Source organism: Lysinibacillus sp. G01H (genome assembly GCF_028872195.1).
Classification (GTDB): Bacteria; Bacillota; Bacilli; order Bacillales_A; family Planococcaceae; genus Lysinibacillus; species Lysinibacillus capsici.
In genome coordinates this window covers 626,018-647,657 of record NZ_CP118397.1, presented here as the reverse complement: position 1 = coordinate 647,657, position 21,640 = coordinate 626,018, and the positions used below count along the sequence as shown (strand labels likewise).

The window sequence follows — 21,640 nt, the reverse complement described above, 5'->3', positions numbered from 1 at the left end:
TTAACGTAAGGTAAGTTGGCTTTTTATCAATTCAAATTAATCTATGGATGAATAATTTGGAAAAGATTTAACTTATTGTTTATATACATTCTATTAGAAACTATTCTTTATAAGTAGACTTGTTATCTTATAAAAAGGTTACAACAACTTCAACCTTTTTCGAAAACGGTCATGACTTACATCATTTATTTATAATCTTCAGATTCCTCTTAGCATTGGCATTAGTTCAAATAAGTAAATTAAATCTGGATTTTTAGTTATAAAAATTTATATTATATTTCTATCCTTTTAAATTCCTCCATAAATGTAAAAAGCCTTTATTCCTGTAGAAAGAATAAAGGCTCATAAATTTCTGGATCAATAATATATTTGAAGTGAGTGTTACGGTTATGACTTACCCAGTGCAGCGAGCCAATGGAATAGTTCCTCACGCATCAGAACTCTCTGATGAACAAAAGATAAAAAAGACCCTATGGAGTTTAACTAATTAAAGTTATATCCATAGGGTCGGTGAAACTCCACTTATTTCACTAGTAAACTAGTTTATTAAGGAGTAATTGTGAATGTTGTGCTAGTTACTACACCAGTATCTTTATTAGTAATACGAACAGTAGAAAGTGTTGCATCAATTGGAGATACACTTGCTACAAAACGAGCACTAAATGATGCATCATTGTTTAATGCAGATACAATGCTACTTGCTAAAGTAGCTGTTGTAGATGTATTAGTTACATTTACTGTTTTAGTTAATGAGAAGTTACCTAAATCAGCAGAAACTTGGTTGATTGCTACAGTTACTGGTTCTACTGGTGAAGTAGCATTTGTTGCACCAGTTACAGCAACATCTACGATTTGAGCAACACTAGTAGCCACACCCGCAAGACCATCTGTAGAAGTTTGAGTACCAATTGTAGCTGTATCATCTTCAACTGTTAATACTAGTGCTGGATCATTAGCAGCAGCATTCTTAGCAGTTAAAGTTACTTTAGCTGCATCTGTACCTGTACCTAAAGTTACATCATATTTGTTTGTAACTGCTACAGTGTTTTGTAATAAAGTAGCAACTTTAGTAGCAACGCTTGCTTCAGAATCAGCATTTACTACACCATTGATTAGGCCGTTAAATACAGTACCATCTTTATCAGTTAAGTTAACACGTAAGTTACCAGAAGCAGTTGGTTGTGCACCGATTGTTAATACTTCTGTTTGTTTAACAGCTTTTGCACCTACAACAAATGGTGTAACTGCACCTGCTCCAAATGTTGATTGGTTACCCGCTACTACAATTGCAGATGTAGTGTTTGCATCAGAAATTGTAATTGTACTATCAGCACGTACGCCATCTAATGTTAAACGACTAGCAAGAGTTGCAGAAGGAATATATTGTACTTCGCCAATGTCAGCCTTTGTAAATGTACCAGCACCGAATGTCACACTTACAACTTTACCAGTTACAGCAGCAACAGTACCTTGTACCATTGGAGTTGAAGTATCATCGTCGTGATCTACCCAGAATTGTGTTCCATCTGTAACTACTGGTGTACTTGTGAATGTAATGTCCAAATTAGTAGCAGTTGTTGCTTTTGCAGTATTAACTACTGTTTGACCTGGAGCTGGAATTACGTTAAATGTAAATTTGTCAGCTGAATCTTTAGTAATAGAAACATATGCATTGTTTCCTACGATAAGAGACTCAAATGCTGCAAGGTCAATCACGTTACCATTTTGTTTATATACTGCATTTGCATAGTTATAAACTACATTGTTAATAGATAGAACATCTAATGAAGTGTTAACAGCTTTAGCATAGCCAGTTACTTCAGCAGTACCGTATTGTGAGAAGTCAACAGCTACTGATGCTGGGTTTGTAGATGGAAGTACTACACCCGCACGAGAACCAGTTGCGCTTACAGTTACTGAAGATGGGTTTTGAGCTACTACACGTACGCTTGCTTTTGTTCCATTTGATGGAATAGTAGCATTAACTGTTTTAGTTCCACCTGGTTGAATTACAGTAGTACCATCAACAGTTACAGTACCCGTACCAGCTTTAACTTCAAATGATACAGTTGTAGCATTACCATCTTTAGAACGACGTGGTTTACCATTTTGGTCAACTAAAGAGTAAACAAAGTCAGCATACTCAACACCGTTTGCTACTACAGCTTTTACTTCTTTACCAGCTGCATCTACAGCAGATAATTTAGCCGCATATGTTACGTCAGCTACGAAGTAAGTAATTTCGCCTTGAGCTTGTAAATCGTCAGCATCTAATGCACCAGCTGCTGTTGATTTACCGTTGTCAATGAATACAACTGGAGTTACATAGTCATTAACGTTTGTGCTAGATACAGTGAACTTAGCTTTACCTTCTTTTTCTACAGTTACTTCATAGTAACGAGTACCTGGAGTAGTAGCAGAAGTTGTATAAGTAAGCTCTTTATTGTCAGCATCTAATACATGTAATGTACCGTTAACACCTTTAGTATCGATAGCAACTTTCACTTTTGTACCAGGTGCAGCAACTTTACCATTTTTATCAGTGTAAGTTACTGTGTAATCACGACCACCAGTTTCAGTATCATTTAAGTAAGTTGCAGAATTTTGAACGCCTTCAGCTTGAATAGTTAAGCCTAACTCATGTTTAAGTTCGAATTTAACTGTTGAAGCTTTAGTTTGTAATGCTGTTGCAGAGTAATCAGCATCTACACCTACTAAAGTTTTAGTAGCATCTACAAAACCTTTAGAGTAAACGATTGGAGTTACTGCAGCATTGCTACCAGTTACAACTAAGTTTGCTTTACCATTGCCATCTAATTTAACTGCAGTTACAGCTTTACCGCCTGTAGTGTATGCATATGGGTATCCATTTACATTTGTAGTTGCAGTTAATTTACCAGCTGAATCTAAAACATAAGTGTTTAGGCCTTCAACTTTAGCACCTGTTACAGCTTTGTTAGGAGCAACATCAAGGTTTTCTTCGAATGCTACGAATACATAACCATTAGCGTTGTCTTTAGAGTTGATTTCATATACTTTTTTAGCGCCGTTTACTAAAGTTGTAGCTTCAGTAATGTCTTTAACAGTTAATTGAAGAGCGTTAGCCCAGTAAACTTTTGCACTTGAGTATACAGAAGATTTGCTTGTTGCATAAGCAGTTACAGAATCAACTGAAGAGTAGTAACGAGTGTAAGAGTAAGTAGCTACACCATTTTCATCAGTTAAAGCTTCAACTTCTACTTTATCGTTAGTAGTTTTATCATTAACGATGTTGAAAGTTACAGGAATACCAGCTTTAGATTGACCTTCAGCAACAGTAACTTGTGCTTTAAGTGTTACTTCGTTACCAATTACACCTTGTACAGATGAAGTTGTAAGTTTAACAGCTGTTGGGATTACAGCAGCAACACCTTTGAATTTACCGATTTCTTCGTCTTTATAAGAAAGAACGTAGTCTTTATCAGCAGTTTGAGCTTCAGTTGTTAATACAACAACTTTTTTGTTAGTTTGTTTAACAGAAGCGTTTTTCACTTCTAAACCATCGATTTTGAAGTTAGCTGCTTTTACATCATCAACATTTACTTCTTCGTCGAATGTTACTTCAACAGTTGTGTTGTTGATAGCTTTGATTGAAGCGTCAACTGTTTCAACAGCTAGATCAAGCGTACGAGCGAATACTACTGCGAAGTCTTGACGAGTGATCGCTGCGTTTGGTTTAAGGTTTAATTTGCCGTTTTCTTCAGAACCAGTGAAGATTCCGTTTGCTACAGCAGTTTCTAGAGCATCTTTAGCCCATGGTTTAACTTGAGAAGCGTCAGCGAATTGGCTTAGGCTTTCGCTACCTTCTAAACCGAAAGCATCTACAAGAACTTTAGCTGCTTCAGAACGAGTTAAAGATTTGTTTGGTGCGAATTCGTTTGCACTTACGCCTTCAAAAATGCCGTTTGCTACTACTGCTGCGATTGAGTTGTAGTACCAAGCACCTTTTTTAACGTCTGAGAAGTTTACATCGCCGTCAGCTTCTAATTCTAGAGCTTTCGTGAAGATTTCTGCAGCTTGTGCACGAGTTACTGTGTTAAGTGGGTTGAAGTTCCCGTTAGTGTCACCTTGGATTACACCAGCGTCAACTAAAGATTGAACTGCTTCTTTAGCGTATCCAGAGATTTTGTTATAGTCGTTTACTTGCGCAGCAGATGCTACAGGTACGATTGCCGATGCAACTAATGCAGCTGTTGCTGATGCCGCGAAGAACTTACGGCCTTTGTTTTGCTTTGCCATTAATGTATTCCTCCCTAAAATTCCTTAAATTGATATTAATCCAACGAAAACTATAGTACCGCCTAGTTACCTAAATGTATGTATTATAGCTTTCTTGAATAATACAAAACTAAAGCAAATTTGTTAGTAAATTTACTAGAAAAAGCGTAGTAGAATACCATTCTAGTAAGTTTATTCACTTTCTACAATAATATAACACTATCTTTTCCGAAATTCAAGCATTGGGACATAAATTTAGTTATAGAAGATTTTTTTACCATACCTAATATGGTATTTAATAGAAACCATTAAAATTACAACTAATTATATCCTCATTTGGATTGGTAACATATAGTTCCGTTACCTATTATACCTTACTCTCAATAATAACCAAGCATTTTCTGGAATGGTTACTAAATTGTCAAAAATTAAAGACTCCCGTAATATTTTAGTTATAATTGTAAAGAAACAGAAATATAGAAGGCGTTTCATAGCGAATTCTGCCTCTTCCTCACCAACTTTATGAGTTTCTTCTTTATTAAGTAAAAAGCTAAATCTATCTGTCCCCATGTTGTAATAATAGATTGCCACTTTTTATGCTACACTTTTGATAGTTTGATAGAACATATCAGCTATTGAAGGGAGCTTAAAAAATGAAACGTAAATTTCCTCTTTACGGGGCCGTGCTGGCAGGCATGTTATATCTTGCGCCAACTTCCGCTTCAGCAGAAGATATTTCGAAGCACTGGGCCTACCATGAAATGAACTATCTTATTACCAACGATTTAATGAAGGGCGATGAATTCGGCCATTATCGTCCGAATGATGCTGTCACTCGTGCTGAATTTGCAGCCTTTCTTGTTAGAACACTGAACTTGCCAGCGGCTTCTAGTCAGGCAACCTTTACAGATGTTAAAAAAGGTGACTGGTATTACGGAGTAGTCGAGCAAGCAAGCTATCACGGGCTAATTAAAGGTGATGAGCAAGGCAAATTCCATCCGAATAATCACATTAATCGTCAGGAAATGGCAGCTATGTTAAAAAGAGCTCTTACTTATCAAAACATCAATACTTCTTCCTCCCCTATTGCTTTTAGTGATAATGCGCGCATTGCCAAATGGGCCTATGCAGATGTACAAGCTGTCGTCACAACAGGACTACTTGTTGGGAAGCCAAATAATCAATTTGCACCTCTTGCTCAAACAACTCGTGCTGAGGCAGCTACCGTGCTCTATCGTTTAATCCATCTAGAGGCGCCTGGGACAGGTGGTAAGCAATACATGACGACGAATTACTCACATGATTACTCTTCTGTAGTGAGTAAACAAACAATGAATAATCCAAAGGTCGATGGTGCTGGCATTTTCACGGCTAGCGAGGCACTAGTGTCATACTATGTACACCCAAAAAGCTTTATGCAGGATAGCCCATCTTATTATCAATTCCTAAAATTATCTACTGTCGTTAATAACCTGAGTGCAAAAGAGCTGAATGATAAAGTACTTGCGAATAAAGGGAGCTTAGCAGGTACAGCGGATGCCTTTATCCAGGCTGGTGTAGACAATAAGATCAATGCTATTTATTTAGTCTCCCATGCCTTGCATGAAACAGCCAATGGGGCTTCTGCACTTATTAAAGGGATCGAGGTTGGCTTAGATACAAATGGCAAACCGATGATGGCGACACCAGAAAATCGCGATAAATTAACTGCTATTAAGACAACCTACAATGCTTACGGTATTGGCGCTATTGATGCTGATGCTAATAAGTATGGTGCGGAGCGTGCTTATACAAATGGATGGTTTACAGTTCAGGATGCCATTATTGGAGGTGCCCAATTTGTAAAGGATCAGTATATTAGCAAGGGTCAGGATACGCTTTATAAAATGCGTTGGAATCCTGATAATCCGACAGTCCACCAGTATGCAACACATGTGATGTGGGCTGTCATTCAAGCGAAGAAGATCTATGATATTTATGAATTAATTGGTGCTCATACGACAACTAACCTAGTGTTTGATGTGCCTGCATATCAAAGTCAATCTTCCGCTCCTTCATTACCGAGTCCATCGAAGCAATACGCATTGGATTTAGGGTTAGCTGGAGCAGCAGGTAAAACGACGATTAATCTCAATATGAGAACGTATCCGAATACAGCAGATAATGCTTCGATTATTACGAATTTGCCAAAGGATACCTCCTTTAAAGTTCTTGGTGAAAATGGTGGTTGGTTGAAAGTAAGTGTCAATGGACAAGAGGGCTGGGTGCTTGATGATTATGTGAGTCTTGAAAATGGCTTACAAATTGTCAATATGAACATTACACTCAATGTTCGAAGCGAACCATCTACTACAAGTGCTATTTTAGGTACTGTTAAACCAAATGGCTTTATTATCGGTGTTGTAGACGATAAAGGTGAGTTTATAAAAAATGGTGCCTGGTATCAGGTGCTTTACAACGGAAAAACAGGCTGGGTCCATGGCGATTATATTGTAAAAAAATGATTTTAATAGGATGCGCAAAACAAGAGTGCGATGATGATTCGCACTCTTTTTGTTAGTCATTTTTTATCACCTAGATGAAAGCGCTATATAATAGAAGAAACTCGAAATTTTAGGATATAATTTTCAAACTATCCTCCTAAAATTTAGTAGTTATCTACGTCAAAATAGTGTCCTAAAAAAGCTTAATAGGCGTGTGCTATTTCCTTTAACATTCGTTCAGTTATTAACGCTATACCCTAGTTAGTCCCCGTTAAACCCATTATCGAAAATTTCCTGTCAATATTGCTTTTGTGGTATGATAGATTGCAGTGAAAATGGAATTACAGAAAGGTTTGAACACTATATGAGGCATGTAACGATTATGGACGTACCCTTTTTACATATTGGTCAACAAGGGTTTGTTGATTTACTCGTTAATCGTATTGAACAGCAAGAAAAAACTTTCGTTGTGACAGCCAATCCTGAAGTTGTCATGCAGGCAAATGAAAATCCAACTGTCATGAATTACTTAAAGCAGGCAACTTACATTTGTGCGGATGGCATTGGTGTCGTTAAGGCTGCACAAATCCTTGGTGATTCACTTCCAGAGCGTGTAACTGGCTATGATACGATGGTACGTCTGTTGGAAGTTGGTCAGCAAAAACACTTTAAAATCTATTTATTAGGTGCGCAAAAGGAAACTATCGAAAAGACGGTTGCCAATATTCATAAGAACTATCCAAACGTTGATGTTGTTGGTTATCATGATGGCTACTTCGACTGGAATAATAATGATTTTGCAAATGAAATTGCAACTTTACAGCCTGATCTTGTATTTGTGGCATTAGGTGTACCAAGACAGGAAAAATGGATAACGGAAAACCTTGAAAAATTTTCAAAGGGTGTATTTATCGGCGTAGGCGGCTCCTTCGATGTCATCGCTGGTACTGTAAAACGTGCACCAGTACTTTGGCAAAAGTTAAATCTTGAATGGCTCTATCGACTGTTACGCCAGCCAAGTCGATTTGGCAGAATGCTTGTACTCCCTCGCTTTGCTTTAAAGGTATTTGCATTAAAGCTTAAAGGTCAGGGCAAAACAAAATGAGTCAGTCAACATTTGTTAAAAGCACACTCATCTTAACGATTGCCACTTTACTTTCAAAAGTAATTGGTAGTATCTTCCGTATACCACTTCAAAATATTGCTGGTGATGAAGTACTTGGTATTTTTAGTCTTGTCTATCCTGTTTATATGGTAGCACTATATTTATCCGTTGCGGGTATCCCTATCGCTATTTCTAAGCTGATTGCGGAAGCTAGGACGAGTCATGATACTGCCAAAATTAAGAAAATTTATGTGACTGCAAGAATCCTTGCATTATCCTTTGGCGTCATTAGTTTTACAATCATTTATGGCTTTTCAGAGCAGATAGCGAATGCACTTGGTGGGCCTTCCACAGAGATTGCCTTGATTATTGTTGCCCTTACATTACTGGTAGCTCCTTATATGGCTGTCTATCGTGGATTTTTCCAAGGCTTTGGGGATATGCGACCTACTGCCATCTCGCAAGTGATTGAGCAGTTAGTACGTGTTGCGTTAATTTTAATTGTTGCTTATTTCCTAGTAGCAATGGATTATTCAAATGACATCGTAGCTGGTGGAATTATGGCAGGCTCTGTATTAGGAGCTCTAGGGTCACTTTTCTATTTACTTTTTAAATATTTCCGTTCTTCGGTAAAAGTGACGAGTAAGGAGAAATATTCTGGTAAGGATTTCTCTAAATACAGTAAAACCATTTTAAAAATTTCTATTCCAATTGCGATTGGTTCTGTCACAATGGCACTCTTTAACTTTGTTGATTCCTTTACGGTTACATACGGCTTAAGAAGTGCTGGTGCAGGTGCGAGTGAAATTAGCTACCTTTATGGTATTTATGGTCGAGGACTAACATTAGTTCAAATTACGACTGTTTTTGCTTCTTCGATTATCTTGCCGCTTGTACCTTTGATTACAACGAAGCTAGCTGAGCGTAAATTGGATGAAACACGCACTATTATTGAGCAAACTCATCGTATGACACACCTTATTTCATGGCCAGCTGCGATTGGGCTACTAGCCTTAACCTTACCTTTAAATCTAGCTCTTTTTAAAGACTTAGAGGGAAGCTTAATGTTAGCCATCATCAATCTAAGCTCTGTCTTTACATCACTAACTTTGCTAGGAACAGGTATTCTACAGGGCATGAATGCTGCCAAAACAGGAGCCCTCATTATTTTGAGTGGTGTTGTCCTTAAGGTGTTTTCTAACATCTTCCTTATTCAGGCATTCGGTTTAGATGGTGCTGCCTATGCAACTTTGCTAGTGTATTTTGTGTTATTTATTGTGAATTCTGTCTTTATTTATCGTATGATTCGCTTTACTGTCCTTGGAAAAGATACGGTGAAAATGATTGTGTCTTCAATTGTAATGGGAGCAGCAGTTGGATTACCAACACTTTGGCTTGACTTTACACATTGGTCAAGAATGTTAGCTATGGGCTATCTAACTGTCGCAATCGTAGTTGGAGGGGCTCTTTACTTCCTTCTACTATGGCTAATGAAAGCTATTCATAAACAAGATTTAAAGAAAATCCCTGTTATCGGAAAAAGATTTTCATAAATAAGAGAGGTAGGACACTTATGTCAAAACAGAAATGGCTTTGGGGGATCATTGTTCTTTTACTCGTCGTTTCCTCTACAGGTATCATGATGAGGTGGAATGCAGAGCAATCGAATGATGCTTATGAGATTGTTATTCCCTATGATGAAATACAAACCGCAGAAAAAAATAGCGATCTAACAATGGATGAAATCCTTTCCTCCTTAAAGGATGCTGGGCTGAATACTGTGAGTCTAGAGCCCTTAACATTAAAGGAAATGGACAAACAAAACTTAATTACCGTTTATAAGGAAAGTGAGTTAGCAGCACAATTATTGTTTACACCCTATAAAGATGCTGTTGATATCTCTAATAGCGGCTATTATATTCGAGTACCTGAAAATGAAAGCTACCAAAAGCTGATCATGGAGAGCGTTACACCAGAGGAAGTGCAAATAGGTGAAGAAGCTTTTTATTTCCTTCCTGCTTCTAACCACAATTTTGATTTAAAAACACCGATTGGCTACGATCAGCCTGCGATTGACATGATTAGTAAGCATGGACTTGCTCATATCTTTAAGGTGGAAAATGCAGATAATGAAGTAGCTAATGAAAAGTTGGTTAATCAATTAGTCGCTTTAAAAGAGGCTTCAGCAGGCCGCTTACTTGGCCAAGGTGATGAAGCCATTGGATTTGGACAAGAAAACGGCAATCAATTAGTTGAAAAATTAAATGATGCTGGCTATTACTTCTACACAATTGAAAGTAACCCACTTAAAGGCGAAAGTAAAATCGCTCAAATGACGGATTACAATATGATTCGTTTGCATAGCATCAATGTGAACAGAGAGACTAAATTAAAGCTAAATGCAAGTATTGATCGTACAACACGAGCTGTTAAAGAGCGTAATATTCGCTCTATCTTCTATCATATTAAAACAACAGGCAATGCCAAAGAAAATGTTGAAGAAACGATTGATTACTTAAATGGTGTGCATGACACAATGCCAGATCATTTCAAAGCAGGTGAACCAAAGCTATTTGATAAAGTAGTAGTGCCAGCTTGGGTCACAGCATCCGTATTAGTAGCAGGTATTTTATTTACCTTTATCATTTCAGAATTAGTAAAATGGATGCCTCTTCGTATCGCGGCAGCTGGCTTTATGGCTGTACTAGCGATTGCGTACTTTATCCTAAAAAGTACTCTATTCTTACAAGCATTTGCACTCATTATTGCTGTCCTTGCACCAACCTATGCAGTCATCAAATCAGCACAAGGTTCTACAAAGCTATCTAACATAATTGTCCAATATTTAAAGGCAGTAGCAATTAGCGTTATTGGGATCGTTATCGTCATTGGCTTATTGAATGGTAATGCTTTTATAACAGGCTTTGCTGTATTTAAAGGGGTTAAGCTTGTTTATCTTATTCCAATTATGGGTGTCTTATTATTTACAGTAATTGAGATGAACCGACTAGCTGATCAAAACATTAAGAACTCTTTATCCAATACGGTAACATTGTTAAATAAAGAATTAAAATATTGGCATGTGCTACTACTCATTGTATTGGCTGGTGTCGGATTATTTTACATTAGCCGAACAGGAAACTCTGGTTCTGTAAGTGATATGGAACTAGCCTTTAGACAATGGCTAGAAAATACATTGTATGTTCGACCAAGAACGAAGGAATTTTTAATTGGTTTCCCATTCTTCATTTTAGCGTTATATGTAATGGGTATTAATCGTAAATGGGGTAGTATTCTCCTTGTACCAGGTGTTATCGGTTTCCTATCCATCATGAATACATTTACTCACCTACACATCCCAGTAGCTGTTTCTGTGTTACGTACACTCTACAGCGTATCTCTAGGTCTTGTAGTAGGACTAGTGTTTATCCTCATCTTCAAAATCGGTTATCGTTGGGTTTCTAAGGCAATCGCGAGGTGGTCATAATGCACGTTGTTTTATCTGGCTATTATGGATTTGATAATGTCGGAGATGATGCCATTCTACTGTCCATTATCCAATCATTAAAAAAGTGGCAAAGTGATATAGAGATCACGGTATTATCGAATAATCCAGCAGCTACTGAGCAAACATATGGTGTCAAAGCCGTTAATCGTTGGAAAATGAAAGAAATTCGCCAATTACTTAAAACAGCGGATGGACTGATTAGTGGTGGCGGTAGTCTTATGCAGGATCAAACAGGCATGAAAACTATTCCTTACTATGCGGGCGTTATTCAAATTGCAAAATGGTTGAAGAAGCCAGTATTTGTTTACGCCCAAGGTATGGGTCCGATTAATCACCCACTTAGTAAATTCATTGTTCGTACAGTCTTTAATAAGGTAGAGCAAATAACGGTTAGAGATAGAGCCTCTCTAGCTCTTTTAACAGAGATCGGTGTACGAAAAGAAACAAAGATCGTACCCGATCCTGTGATGGGATTGAACGGTAATGACTTTCATTGTGATTGGCTAGAAAATGTATCTTTGTCAGCCGATAGCTATATCTCTGTAAGTGTTCGAGATTGGCCTTCCGCTGTTGCCTACAAAGAGAAAATTGCACATAGCCTAGATGAATTAGTGCGTCAGGGTGAGCAAATCGTCTTCCTCCCTATGCATGGTGAGCATGATTTTATTACTTCACAGGAAGTAGCAGCACTTATGAAGGAAAAGAGCTTGATTGCTCCTGCTGATTTATCTATTGAAGAAAAAATCGCAGTGATTGGTCAATCTCAACTATTAATAGGTATGCGACTGCACTCCTTAATTTTCTCGGCAATCTATGCGACACCGTTTATTGCCATTTCGTATGATCCGAAAATTGATGCGTTTGCTGATATCGTTGATCAGCCTGTCATCGGTCATGTCGAGGTTGATGATTGGAATGGTGTGACATTGTTTGAACAAGCTGTAGCAATTCTTGAATCCTATACAACAGTTCAAGAAAAAATGCGCCAGGCCGTCATCCCATTGCAAGATGAAGCAACTGCAACTGCTAAATTAGCAATTGATGCTTTGTCAAAATAAACATTAAAAAATGATGAATTTCAATGTTAATTGAAATTCATCATTTTTTTCCTACTTCTAATAATTTTAAAATGGACTGGGCCTGTTGCATATGCATGGCTAAAACATATTGACCTGCTTGCATTAAAATTTGCGCCTTCACCATATTCATCATCTCTTTTGCGATATCTGCATCTCGAATACGAGACTCTGCTGCTTGTAAATTCTCTGCGGTGTTCACATTGGCATTATAGGCATGTTCCAAGCGGTTCTGATAGGCACCAAGACGTGAGCGCTCATTGGAAACACGTTTTAAGGCTTCATCCATTGAAGACATAGCTTTTTCCGCATCCTCACGAGTAGCAATAGAAGCATCCTTCACCCCAAGTTCCTCGGACCCCATCCCATTGATAAATAATTCTATACTCTGTCCTGCATTGGCACCTGCTTGAATCTTAAGGCCATTTGTTTCATAATCCCCATTGAGTAATGTCTTCGTATTAAATTCTGTATCGGTCGATGTGCGCTGAATTTCCTTTTTTAATTCCTGAAATTCCAAATCTAATTTTTTACGATCATCATCCGTTAATGTATCATTGGCTGCTTCCACTGCTAACTCACGCATACGCTGAATCATGGCATGTGTTTCATTCAGTGCCCCCTCTGCCGTCTGCACAAGAGAAATACCATCCTGTATATTTTTAGCTGCCATATTCAAGCCACGAATTTGTGCACGCATTTTTTCAGAAATCGCCAGTCCAGCTGGATCGTCAGCCGCACTATTAATGCGATAACCCGAAGAAATTCGCAGCATAGCTTTACTCATCGCCCCATAATGATGATTCATATTATTCAGGATTGCCATCCCCGTTGCTGACCACTTACCAAGCATGATTTCACCACCTTCTTAACCTATATATCGGTCCATCATCTCATCTATTGACCTTTTTTGGAAATGGTTTCTAATTTTTTATGAGTTATTAACATATTATAGTTGATCAACCACATCATAAAAGCACCTGCTTGTCATTTATGAAAAGTAGGTGCTTACTGGACATGCCTTCTATTCAATTTTGAAACCCCCATGTTGATGGTTCTTTTGCTGTAGCAATTCGAAAAAGAGTGCTTTATCATTCTCTAGTAATGCTTGATCAATTAAATGATCCCAATTTCTGTCCTCTAGCTCTGCGATAAGCTGATCGATTTCGCCAACTGTCACAGTAGAAACCATCGGAATTTGTTGCTTTGGTGTAGCGCTTTCAAGTATTGGTGCTAAATGCTCATGTACATTGGTAATAAGCAATAGTTGATAAAGTGGTAATCGAATAAAGCGATTTCCTTTTTGGAAAACAAATACCTCAGATAAATTTTCAATCTGCTGTGTCTTCATGTTGATGATCATCTCTTTACCTTCTATGGGAATGAAATGGAAAATCTCATTCTCTTTTAAAATAGAGAAATATTGATAAGCAAATACGAGACGTAATTTATCTCCAGTAACTTTTGTGTAAAACGGCTTCATGTATTGAACTTGCATCATCCTTCATCCCTCCTTAGTTATCTGATTATTCAGATTTTAACATAAATCAAAAGCCTTGTTAACTATCTTTACCTCATTTTTTTCTTTCTGATCATTCAGCTTATCATTACTGCATTTTAATCGTATAATGGAAGGACAGTCTTTTTTTCCTTTTTACAATTAACAATGTTAACTATAGCCATACATGATGAAAGGAGTGAGGTTATGGCATTGTCTATATCGCAATTAGCTAAGGAACATCAAACATTTGTGCTGACTAAATTAAAAGAAGCTGAACAAGGGTTACATCCTTCCTCTACCGAAGATGAGGAACTAGTACGCCGTGCTGTCTTTTCAGTAAGGAATAAGTCCATTGTTTTTGAACGATTTAATGGAGCAAGTTCTATATTATATGCAAGTGTTCAAGATGTCAGACCCGCTTCTGTTGAAATTGATTTTTCAAAGGAAGAGCTACATTGTAGCTGTCCTCAAGCAAAATGGTGTCGACATCAAATAGGTGCTTTACTCGCTCTCTACCAATATTTTGATTCGGTTCAAAATTGGTCGAGTGCTTGGCGTGCACAAAAATCAGTTCAATTAAAATCTTTAGCAGATGAACGCAGCCCGCAAAGCTGGTCGATGATGGTGGATGAGGTGATGAAACGATTATTACCACCTGGGCGCATACTAGAAGGCTATGGGCTTTCCGCTGTAAGAACCGATGCTTTGGAGCGTCTTCGTCGGCATATGCCCTTTGAGCGTGAATGGCAACCCCTTTATAAGCTCTATATGGAACTAGCCATTTTAAATTCGATATGGCGGCATTTAAATGAAACACCTGGTCATTCTTTAGATTCATCTTATATGAAATATTTTATCGATCAAAGCACTCAATCTTTTGAGAGCATTCTCACAGAGCTTTCTAATCGGTCACGTCTGTTTGCGACTGACCCATTTTATGACGCCATCCAAGAGCTAGTAAGAGAATTTTTATTAGAACGACAAGGGCTTTTCGCCAACCGACTTCGTCTATACATGCTGCTATGGGCAGTGCTTTTTTATGAGAAGCCTCGACGTGAAAAGGAATTGGCATATATAAATAATCTTGATCACCCTTCAGCAGAAATTTCTCTACAATCGCTAAAATTATTATTTTATGTGCTATTACAGAAAGAGAATTTGCTGCTTGAAAGTTTGGCACAAATTGATTTACCACAAATGCAGGACTTGTTTGAACTGGCTACTTTTGCTCAACGTGCAGGAGAGTCCTATTCATTAGCAGTCATTTTACGAGCAATTTTACCTTTGACTGAAGTATTTCTACAGGAGGTCGTTCCGGTCGTTCAACGTGCCCAATACGTAAGGCAATTCCAACTTCTATTTGATGAGATCCAGCTTACGGAGGAAGAGGAAGCAATGCTATACAGTGCCTTTGGTGTGTATGGACTACAGCCGTTCTCAAGTTTTTTAATTAAAAAAGGTCGCTATCGGGAATGGGCAGCCCTACATCAATTAAACCCATCCTCTCTATCCTATTTAGAAATGTGTGGATTAAAGGATGTATTGCAGATTGAACCTGCAACTGTTTTACCTTTATATCATGTCTATGCAATGGCTGAAATTGCTCAAAAATCACGCTTAAATTATAAACAGGCTGTGCGTATTTGGAAAAGTATGCGGAGTGCTGCAAAGCGAGCTGGCAAAGCAGCTTATTTTGAAACATATATGCAAACCATTCGTGCAGAATATAAACGACTACGTGCGTTACAAGAAGAAATTGAGAAAGGAAACTTAGTATGATGACAATAAATGCTCCTTCCCCTTTTTCCAAAACACAACAGCTCCGTATTGAAGTAGCTCGGGAAGGATATTTTACGTTGCAGGGTTTTACTGCAAATGGTGCAACAATTGATGTTGATACACTAATTTCTTCGCTATTCTTTACTTATGAGGCAAATGTTTATGGATTATTAACAAATCGGACTGATTATACAATTGAGGTTTCTACAGCTGAGTTACTAGATATTTTTTCAACAAGCTTCCAGCACCCTTTCATCAATTGGATTGGTGCAAATGAAGAAAGTATGGAATGGCTGAAAAAGGTATTCGCATTACAGGAATACTGGCAAGAGCCGTCCCTTTGGTCACATGCTGTGATTGCAGATGATTTTTTATCATTAAGTTTCCCTATTGATCATATAGATTCAGCATTATTGGAAACAGCTGTACAGCAGAAGCTTTCTCAGGTTGGTCTAATACTAGCTGATTTACCAAAGTTACTACCTTTTTTCCTACGAGGTGGCTGGCCATTAGATCAAGCTCGTCAGGCTGGAGCCGTTTCCGTTTCTTTACGGTTAAGTGAGCCCGAGGAAGAGACAGATGTATGGTTATTAGAAACGGTCCTAAGCACCGCTACAACCAAAAACTATTGGACACCTGCTATTCGTAAACAATCTTTACCTATAGAAGAGGCACTACCTGCAAAATGGCGAATGTTTGCAACTGAAATTGCGCAGCAACAACAACAAATTGTAGAACTTCTATCCACTGATACGATCAATAGTGATATCTTTATTCGTGTGACACTGGAAGATTTAGAAGTTCGCTCATTCCTACGTGAGGATCTCGCTAGATTACAGGCTCTTGGTTTCGATGTTGTACTCCCAGCATGGCTAAAGGATTTAAAACAATCTAAAATTCGAGTACGCGTCACAACTAGCAATGTCTCTACAAGGAAGGTAGCAGGTTTAGATGATATTTTAACGTTTAAATGGCAATTTTCTATGAACGGACAAACGATTTCGGCTGAGCAATTTAAAAAGCTCGTGGATGAGAAACGTGAATTTATTCGTATTGGTACTGAATGGTTCCGAGTAGATGCCAATTGGATGCAAGAAATGCGTGAATTAATGCAGCAGGCAGAAGATGAAAGTTGGACTGTTCGAGAATTATTATTTAGAGAATTACCAGAAGACTTGTCTGCCCCTCTTGAGGAAGAGGATGCAGATGATGCACTGAGAGATGATCCAGTCTTTGCACTAGAAATACAACAATCATTAAAAGCATACATGGAGCAGCTTCTAGAGAAGAAAGGCTTGCCTACCGTTTCAATTCCATCGTCCTTACAAACCGAATTACGCCCCTATCAATTAGAGGGCTATGAATGGTTAGTCTTTATGCGCCAACAAGGTTTCGGTGCATGTCTAGCTGATGATATGGGCCTTGGAAAAACGGTTCAATTGATTACCTATTTACTTCATATTTATGAGTCATCAACTGATTATACAAAGCCATCCATCATTATTTGTCCTACTTCAGTGCTTGGGAACTGGCAAAAAGAACTTGCTCGATTTGCCCCGTCTCTAATTGTGCATACACATTATCAAACAAATCGAGCAAAGGATGAAGAGTTTAAACAGCTAGTGACAGCAGAAAGACCACATGTCATTTTATCAACCTATGGTACTGTGTCACAGGATACTGAATTTTTACAGAATATCGATTGGGCAGCAGTTGTACTCGATGAGGCTCAAAATATAAAAAATATGCAAACATTACAATCAAAAGCCATTCGTAAATTGCTAGGTGACCATCACATTGCTCTCACTGGGACACCTGTAGAAAATCGTTTATCTGAGTTATGGGCTATTTTTGATTTTATTCATAAGGGCTATCTAGGTAGCTTTGGCCGCTTCAATGAAGAATTTATTTTGCCTATTGAACGGGACGAATCAGAGTCGCATAAACAGAAGCTTCGAGCAAAAATTCAGCCGTTCTTGTTACGTCGTACAAAGCGTGACCCACATTTACAGCTTAACTTACCAGATAAGCTAGAATCGAATGAATATTGTCCATTAACAACAGAGCAGGCTTCACTCTATGAGGGCTATATTTTAGAGACGCTTGATCAGCTAGAGCAATTAACAGGCTTTCAAAAAAAGGGGCGCGTCTTAAAGATGCTCAGTAAATTAAAGCAACTATGTAATCATCCTGCCTTATATTTAAAGGAACCTTTCGAGGATGCCAAAACAATGCTTGCACGTTCAACTAAGCTAGAGCGCATTGTACAAATGGCAGCAGAGATTGTGGACAATGGAGAGCAATGTCTCATCTTTACACAATATATTGGAATGGGACAATTACTACAGCATTGCTTTAGTGAATTATATAATGTAGATGCACCGTTTTTAACTGGTGCTATGCCTAAGCAGCAGCGAGACCGCTTAGTAGAGGCTTTCCAGGCAGGAGATTTCCCTATATTTATCCTTTCTTTGAAAGCTGGTGGAACAGGACTTAATCTAACAGCAGCCAATCATGTTTTACATGCAGATCGCTGGTGGAATCCTGCTGTTGAAAATCAAGCAACAGATCGTGCTTATCGCATCGGACAGACACAATTTGTGCAGGTCCATAAATTTGTGACAATTGGCACGATCGAGGAAAAAATTGATAAGATGCTGGTGCAGAAATCTGCATTATCCGAAGAGCTTATTCAGTCAAGCCAATGGTTGACCGAGTTAGAAGATCAAGAACTCCGCGATTTAATAACATTAGATATATAATAATGAGATGCGCCAAGAGCAAATTCTTGGCGCTCTTTTAGTGGAACTTGCTACTTCTTTTCCCTACTTACTTCATCATTCATATTTAGTTGTGTTGAAAATCCCATTGCTGTGCGGTCTTCAGCAATGTTTATTATTAGGGGTACACATCACATTCCTTTCTGTCGTTACGGTGCAAGAATTATAAGGAGAATGGCGGATCAGACAATGAATATTCTCTTGCCCCGTATGTAAACTTTCTTGCTAAGGTAATACAAAATCCTTTAAGTGCTCTTGTTCATTCGGTGGCTGTGACGGTACAGTAACTGCTTCGTCACTATCTCTTTGTTTAAGTTGATAAAATCTAACATCCTCAACCACTACCTCTGTCATAAAAATCTTTGTGCTTTCCTCATTTACAAATGACCTTGTTTGAATACGGCCATTGGCACCGATTAACGAACCTTTACCGCAATATTTAACGATATTCTCTGCAAGCCTTCCCCAAGCTGTACAGAAAACAAAATCTGTATCTACTTCCCCTTGATTGTTTTTAAAATTACGATTAATGGCTAGTGAGAAATGAGTCTGCACACGATTTCCAGATAAGTAACGTAACACTGGGTCTTTTGTAAACCTTCCAACCAATCCGACTTGATTCATTCGTTCACCTCCTTTGTTTTTGATTGCTCTCATCTTACAAAATGATTCCAGCATTCGCAAAAATCAATATTGTTAATTTCCTTCAGTTATTGAGCATAAATTGGGTAAATTAGCAATTTTAATTTTCTATTTTTTATTAATTTTTTAACTGAATGCTTTAGGCTGTAATGGCAAATGCTATTTCATGAAATCTGCAATTTCGCAGTTTTTGAAAAATCGTCACAGGTGCGCATCACAAACAACTGCTACCTCATGTGTTATACTAAAAGAATGACAGACTTAGGAGGAATATACATATTGAAAACCTTTAAAATGCTTTCCTTTGACCTTGTCACAGAAGATGGCGTGCAACCATTCCCTTTAATCGATGGCATCATTATTAATCAGGAAAATAGCCATCAATCTTGGGTACTTGAATTGTTTATGGAAAAACAATATCGCTCAACCTTTGATGAGCTCTTAGCGAATGCTACAGTCTTCAATGTACGTGCAGTTATTTCATTTCCAGATAATGAACCTGCTCCTTTTCAGGTGATCGTACATACTGTTGAAGAAATCGGTGATCATGTTTCAGTACTATTAAAAGGTACTCTTAAAATTAAACGCTCAAAATATGCAGAACAATTACTTTCAGAGCTACTTGCTGAGGGCGTCTCTCTAGAGGATTTATTGGATCGCTTTACGCAAGATATGAAAAAGCGACCAAAATTAAAAAATGACTGACGATGCGAATTTTGCATCGTTTTTTTTATTGGACAAGCAGTAATTTTTTTGTACAATACAATTTAAAAAAGGAGGGTTACATTTGGTGGTTGCTATAAGGAAGAAGCCTTTAAAATTATTATGGCTTGAGGCTTTGATGAGGCGCCTTTTAAAGGATGATGTAGAATTTCATTATTATCAAGAGCAGTATCGTCGACTAGATGCAGGGTTTGCTGGCGAACAAAAAGTTGATCGCGTATGGCATGAATTAATATACCCAAATACCTTTTTTGTCTTACATAATTTATGTCTTATGAACTCGGCTCAACATCTGCATCAGATTGATACGCTTTTTATTTGTCCTCATTTTATGTTGGTTGTAGAAATCAAAAACATACATGGTCGTCTTGAATTTGATCAACACACACATCAATGCATACGCACAAAGGTTGATGGTACTGTTGAAGGATTTCCAAATGCTCTTACTCAAACTGAGCGTCATAGGGGATTTCTTAAAAATCTTATTGCAAGTTATTCCCTTCCTGTTGAAGGGGCTGTTGTTATAGCAAATCCTTCCACAATCATCGTCAATTCAACTAGTACTCTCCCCATTTTTCATGCGTCCGGTCTTCATAAGTATCTCCAGTCGCTTTTTAAAAAGCACCCTAAAAAATTAATGACGGATAATCATTTAACCCAATTAGTGAACGCGCTACTTTCTAAACAGATGATTCCTCAAATTCATACATCGATTTCCCCATCACGATTTCGACACGGTGTTCTTTGTCCAAAATGTACCTATCAAAATAATATGTACTTTCATCGTGGCATTTGGAAATGTTCATTTTGTCATTATAGAAGTATAGAAATTTTCGCAGAGGCTATGCTTGATTATCGGTTATTGATTAGTCATTCTATTACCAATAAACAGTTACGAGCGTTTTTTAGAATTAATTCTAGCGATGCAGCTACTCGATTGCTACGGAAGTTTCAGTTTCCATATACCGGTACCTATAAGAATCGTGTTTACCATTTACCTGAAAACTTACTGGAGCATATGAAGAATTTTTTTTGATGGGGGTTTTGCTTAGCTTGCAGGTATTCACTCTGCTTCCGCGGGTATTCACTTTGCTTCAGCGGGTATTCACTTCGCTTCCGCGGGTATTCACTTTGCTTTCGCGGGTATTCACTTCGCTTTCGCGGGTATTCACTCTGCTTTCGCGGGTATTCACTTCGCTTTCGCGGGTATTCACTCTGCTTTCGCGGGTATTCACTTCGCTTTCCTCTAAATTGAAAAAAGAGTGTTTTCCGCAGAGGAAACACTCTTTTTATGTTATCGGTTGTTCATACCATCACGGTATTTTTCAGTGTTGTTTACTTTATCGTCGACAACATCATTTTTATTGTTACCGTTCATGTTGTCATTACGTTCAACACCATTTACACCGTTTGCATTTGGTGTGTTGTCGTAGCCGTTTGTGCCGTTCATATCGGCATTTGAACCAGGTGTTGTTGCTTCAGGTAATGTTGTATTATCGTTAACAGTACCTCGATCTACACCATTCCCATTTACATTATTGCGATCGTATGCATCATCACGATTATTCGGATCTAATGCGTCTTCGACATCGTCGACTCCTCGACGTACGTCATTCTCGACTTCTCGAACAGGGTGATCTTCTACTGCATTATTTCCCCAGTTACAACCTCCAAGGAATGCAGTTGCAAGAATGATGGTTAAAAATGACATTTTCCACATAGTAAAAAACCTCCTTTCTTGGGTACTATGTCATCAAATACATCTACTGTATTTGTGATCCTACAT

General features: G+C 38.0%; 14 protein-coding genes. 9 read left to right on the top strand and 5 right to left on the bottom strand.

Annotated features, from left to right (window positions below):
• Window positions 1-546 precede the first annotated feature (546 nt).
• Entirely contained in the window at window positions 547-4,278 is a 3,732-nt protein-coding gene (locus PSR12_RS03160; protein ID WP_274771573.1) for an S-layer homology domain-containing protein, read from the bottom strand.
• Between the two features lie 632 nt (window positions 4,279-4,910).
• On the opposite strand from PSR12_RS03160, the gene PSR12_RS03155 reads away from it, so the two are divergent.
• From PSR12_RS03155 to csaB, 5 genes are all read left to right on the top strand, one after another.
• Window positions 4,911-6,761, top strand: a complete 1,851-nt coding sequence (locus tag PSR12_RS03155; RefSeq protein ID WP_274771571.1) for an S-layer homology domain-containing protein — start codon at window positions 4,911-4,913, stop codon at window positions 6,759-6,761.
• A gap of 361 nt (window positions 6,762-7,122) precedes the next feature.
• On the top strand, window positions 7,123-7,845 hold the full coding sequence (locus tag PSR12_RS03150; protein WP_274771568.1) for a WecB/TagA/CpsF family glycosyltransferase: 723 nt from the start codon (window positions 7,123-7,125) through the stop codon (window positions 7,843-7,845).
• The gene (locus PSR12_RS03145) at window positions 7,842-9,398 is read left to right on the top strand and encodes a putative polysaccharide biosynthesis protein (RefSeq protein ID WP_274771566.1); all 1,557 of its coding nucleotides are present in this window, start codon (window positions 7,842-7,844) and stop codon (window positions 9,396-9,398) included. The genes PSR12_RS03150 and PSR12_RS03145 overlap by 4 nt, the downstream gene beginning before the upstream one ends.
• 20 nt (window positions 9,399-9,418) lie before the next feature.
• Window positions 9,419-11,332, top strand: coding sequence for a DUF5693 family protein (locus PSR12_RS03140; protein WP_274771564.1), 1,914 nt, complete (start codon window positions 9,419-9,421; stop codon window positions 11,330-11,332).
• Window positions 11,332-12,411 carry a polysaccharide pyruvyl transferase CsaB gene (gene csaB / locus PSR12_RS03135; RefSeq protein WP_274771562.1) on the top strand — a complete coding sequence of 360 codons (1,080 nt, stop codon included), beginning with the start codon at window positions 11,332-11,334 and terminating at the stop codon, window positions 12,409-12,411. The genes PSR12_RS03140 and csaB overlap by 1 nt, the downstream gene beginning before the upstream one ends.
• A 40-nt stretch (window positions 12,412-12,451) precedes the next feature.
• On the opposite strand, the gene PSR12_RS03130 is transcribed toward csaB, so the two are convergent.
• Entirely contained in the window at window positions 12,452-13,282 is an 831-nt protein-coding gene (locus PSR12_RS03130) for a flagellin N-terminal helical domain-containing protein (RefSeq protein ID WP_274771560.1), read from the bottom strand.
• A gap of 171 nt (window positions 13,283-13,453) precedes the next feature.
• Window positions 13,454-13,930: a hypothetical protein gene (locus PSR12_RS03125; protein WP_036076109.1), complete on the bottom strand. Its 477-nt coding sequence runs from the start codon at window positions 13,928-13,930 to the stop codon at window positions 13,454-13,456.
• A 204-nt stretch (window positions 13,931-14,134) separates the two neighbouring features.
• On the opposite strand from PSR12_RS03125, the gene PSR12_RS03120 reads away from it, so the two are divergent.
• On the top strand, window positions 14,135-15,709 hold the full coding sequence (locus tag PSR12_RS03120; RefSeq protein WP_274771557.1) for a hypothetical protein: 1,575 nt from the start codon (window positions 14,135-14,137) through the stop codon (window positions 15,707-15,709).
• Entirely contained in the window at window positions 15,706-18,471 is a 2,766-nt protein-coding gene (locus tag PSR12_RS03115; protein ID WP_274771554.1) for a DEAD/DEAH box helicase, read from the top strand. Before PSR12_RS03120 ends, PSR12_RS03115 begins: the two co-directional genes overlap by 4 nt.
• A 243-nt stretch (window positions 18,472-18,714) precedes the next feature.
• On the opposite strand, the gene PSR12_RS03110 is transcribed toward PSR12_RS03115, so the two are convergent.
• Window positions 18,715-19,113, bottom strand: coding sequence for a single-stranded DNA-binding protein (locus PSR12_RS03110; protein ID WP_016991811.1), 399 nt, complete (start codon window positions 19,111-19,113; stop codon window positions 18,715-18,717).
• Between the two features lie 297 nt (window positions 19,114-19,410).
• Here PSR12_RS03110 and PSR12_RS03105 point away from each other — a divergent pair, with 297 nt between their 5' ends.
• Entirely contained in the window at window positions 19,411-19,836 is a 426-nt protein-coding gene (locus PSR12_RS03105) for a YwpF family protein (protein WP_274771552.1), read from the top strand.
• An 85-nt stretch (window positions 19,837-19,921) separates the two neighbouring features.
• Window positions 19,922-20,890 (top strand): nuclease-related domain-containing protein, encoded by a 969-nt coding sequence (locus PSR12_RS03100; RefSeq protein WP_274773415.1) that lies wholly within the window; start codon window positions 19,922-19,924, stop codon window positions 20,888-20,890.
• A 258-nt stretch (window positions 20,891-21,148) separates the two neighbouring features.
• Here PSR12_RS03100 and PSR12_RS03095 read toward each other — a convergent pair whose 3' ends face one another.
• Window positions 21,149-21,574, bottom strand: a complete 426-nt coding sequence (locus PSR12_RS03095) for a hypothetical protein (protein WP_221679383.1) — start codon at window positions 21,572-21,574, stop codon at window positions 21,149-21,151.
• Between the last annotated feature and the right edge of the window lie 66 nt (window positions 21,575-21,640).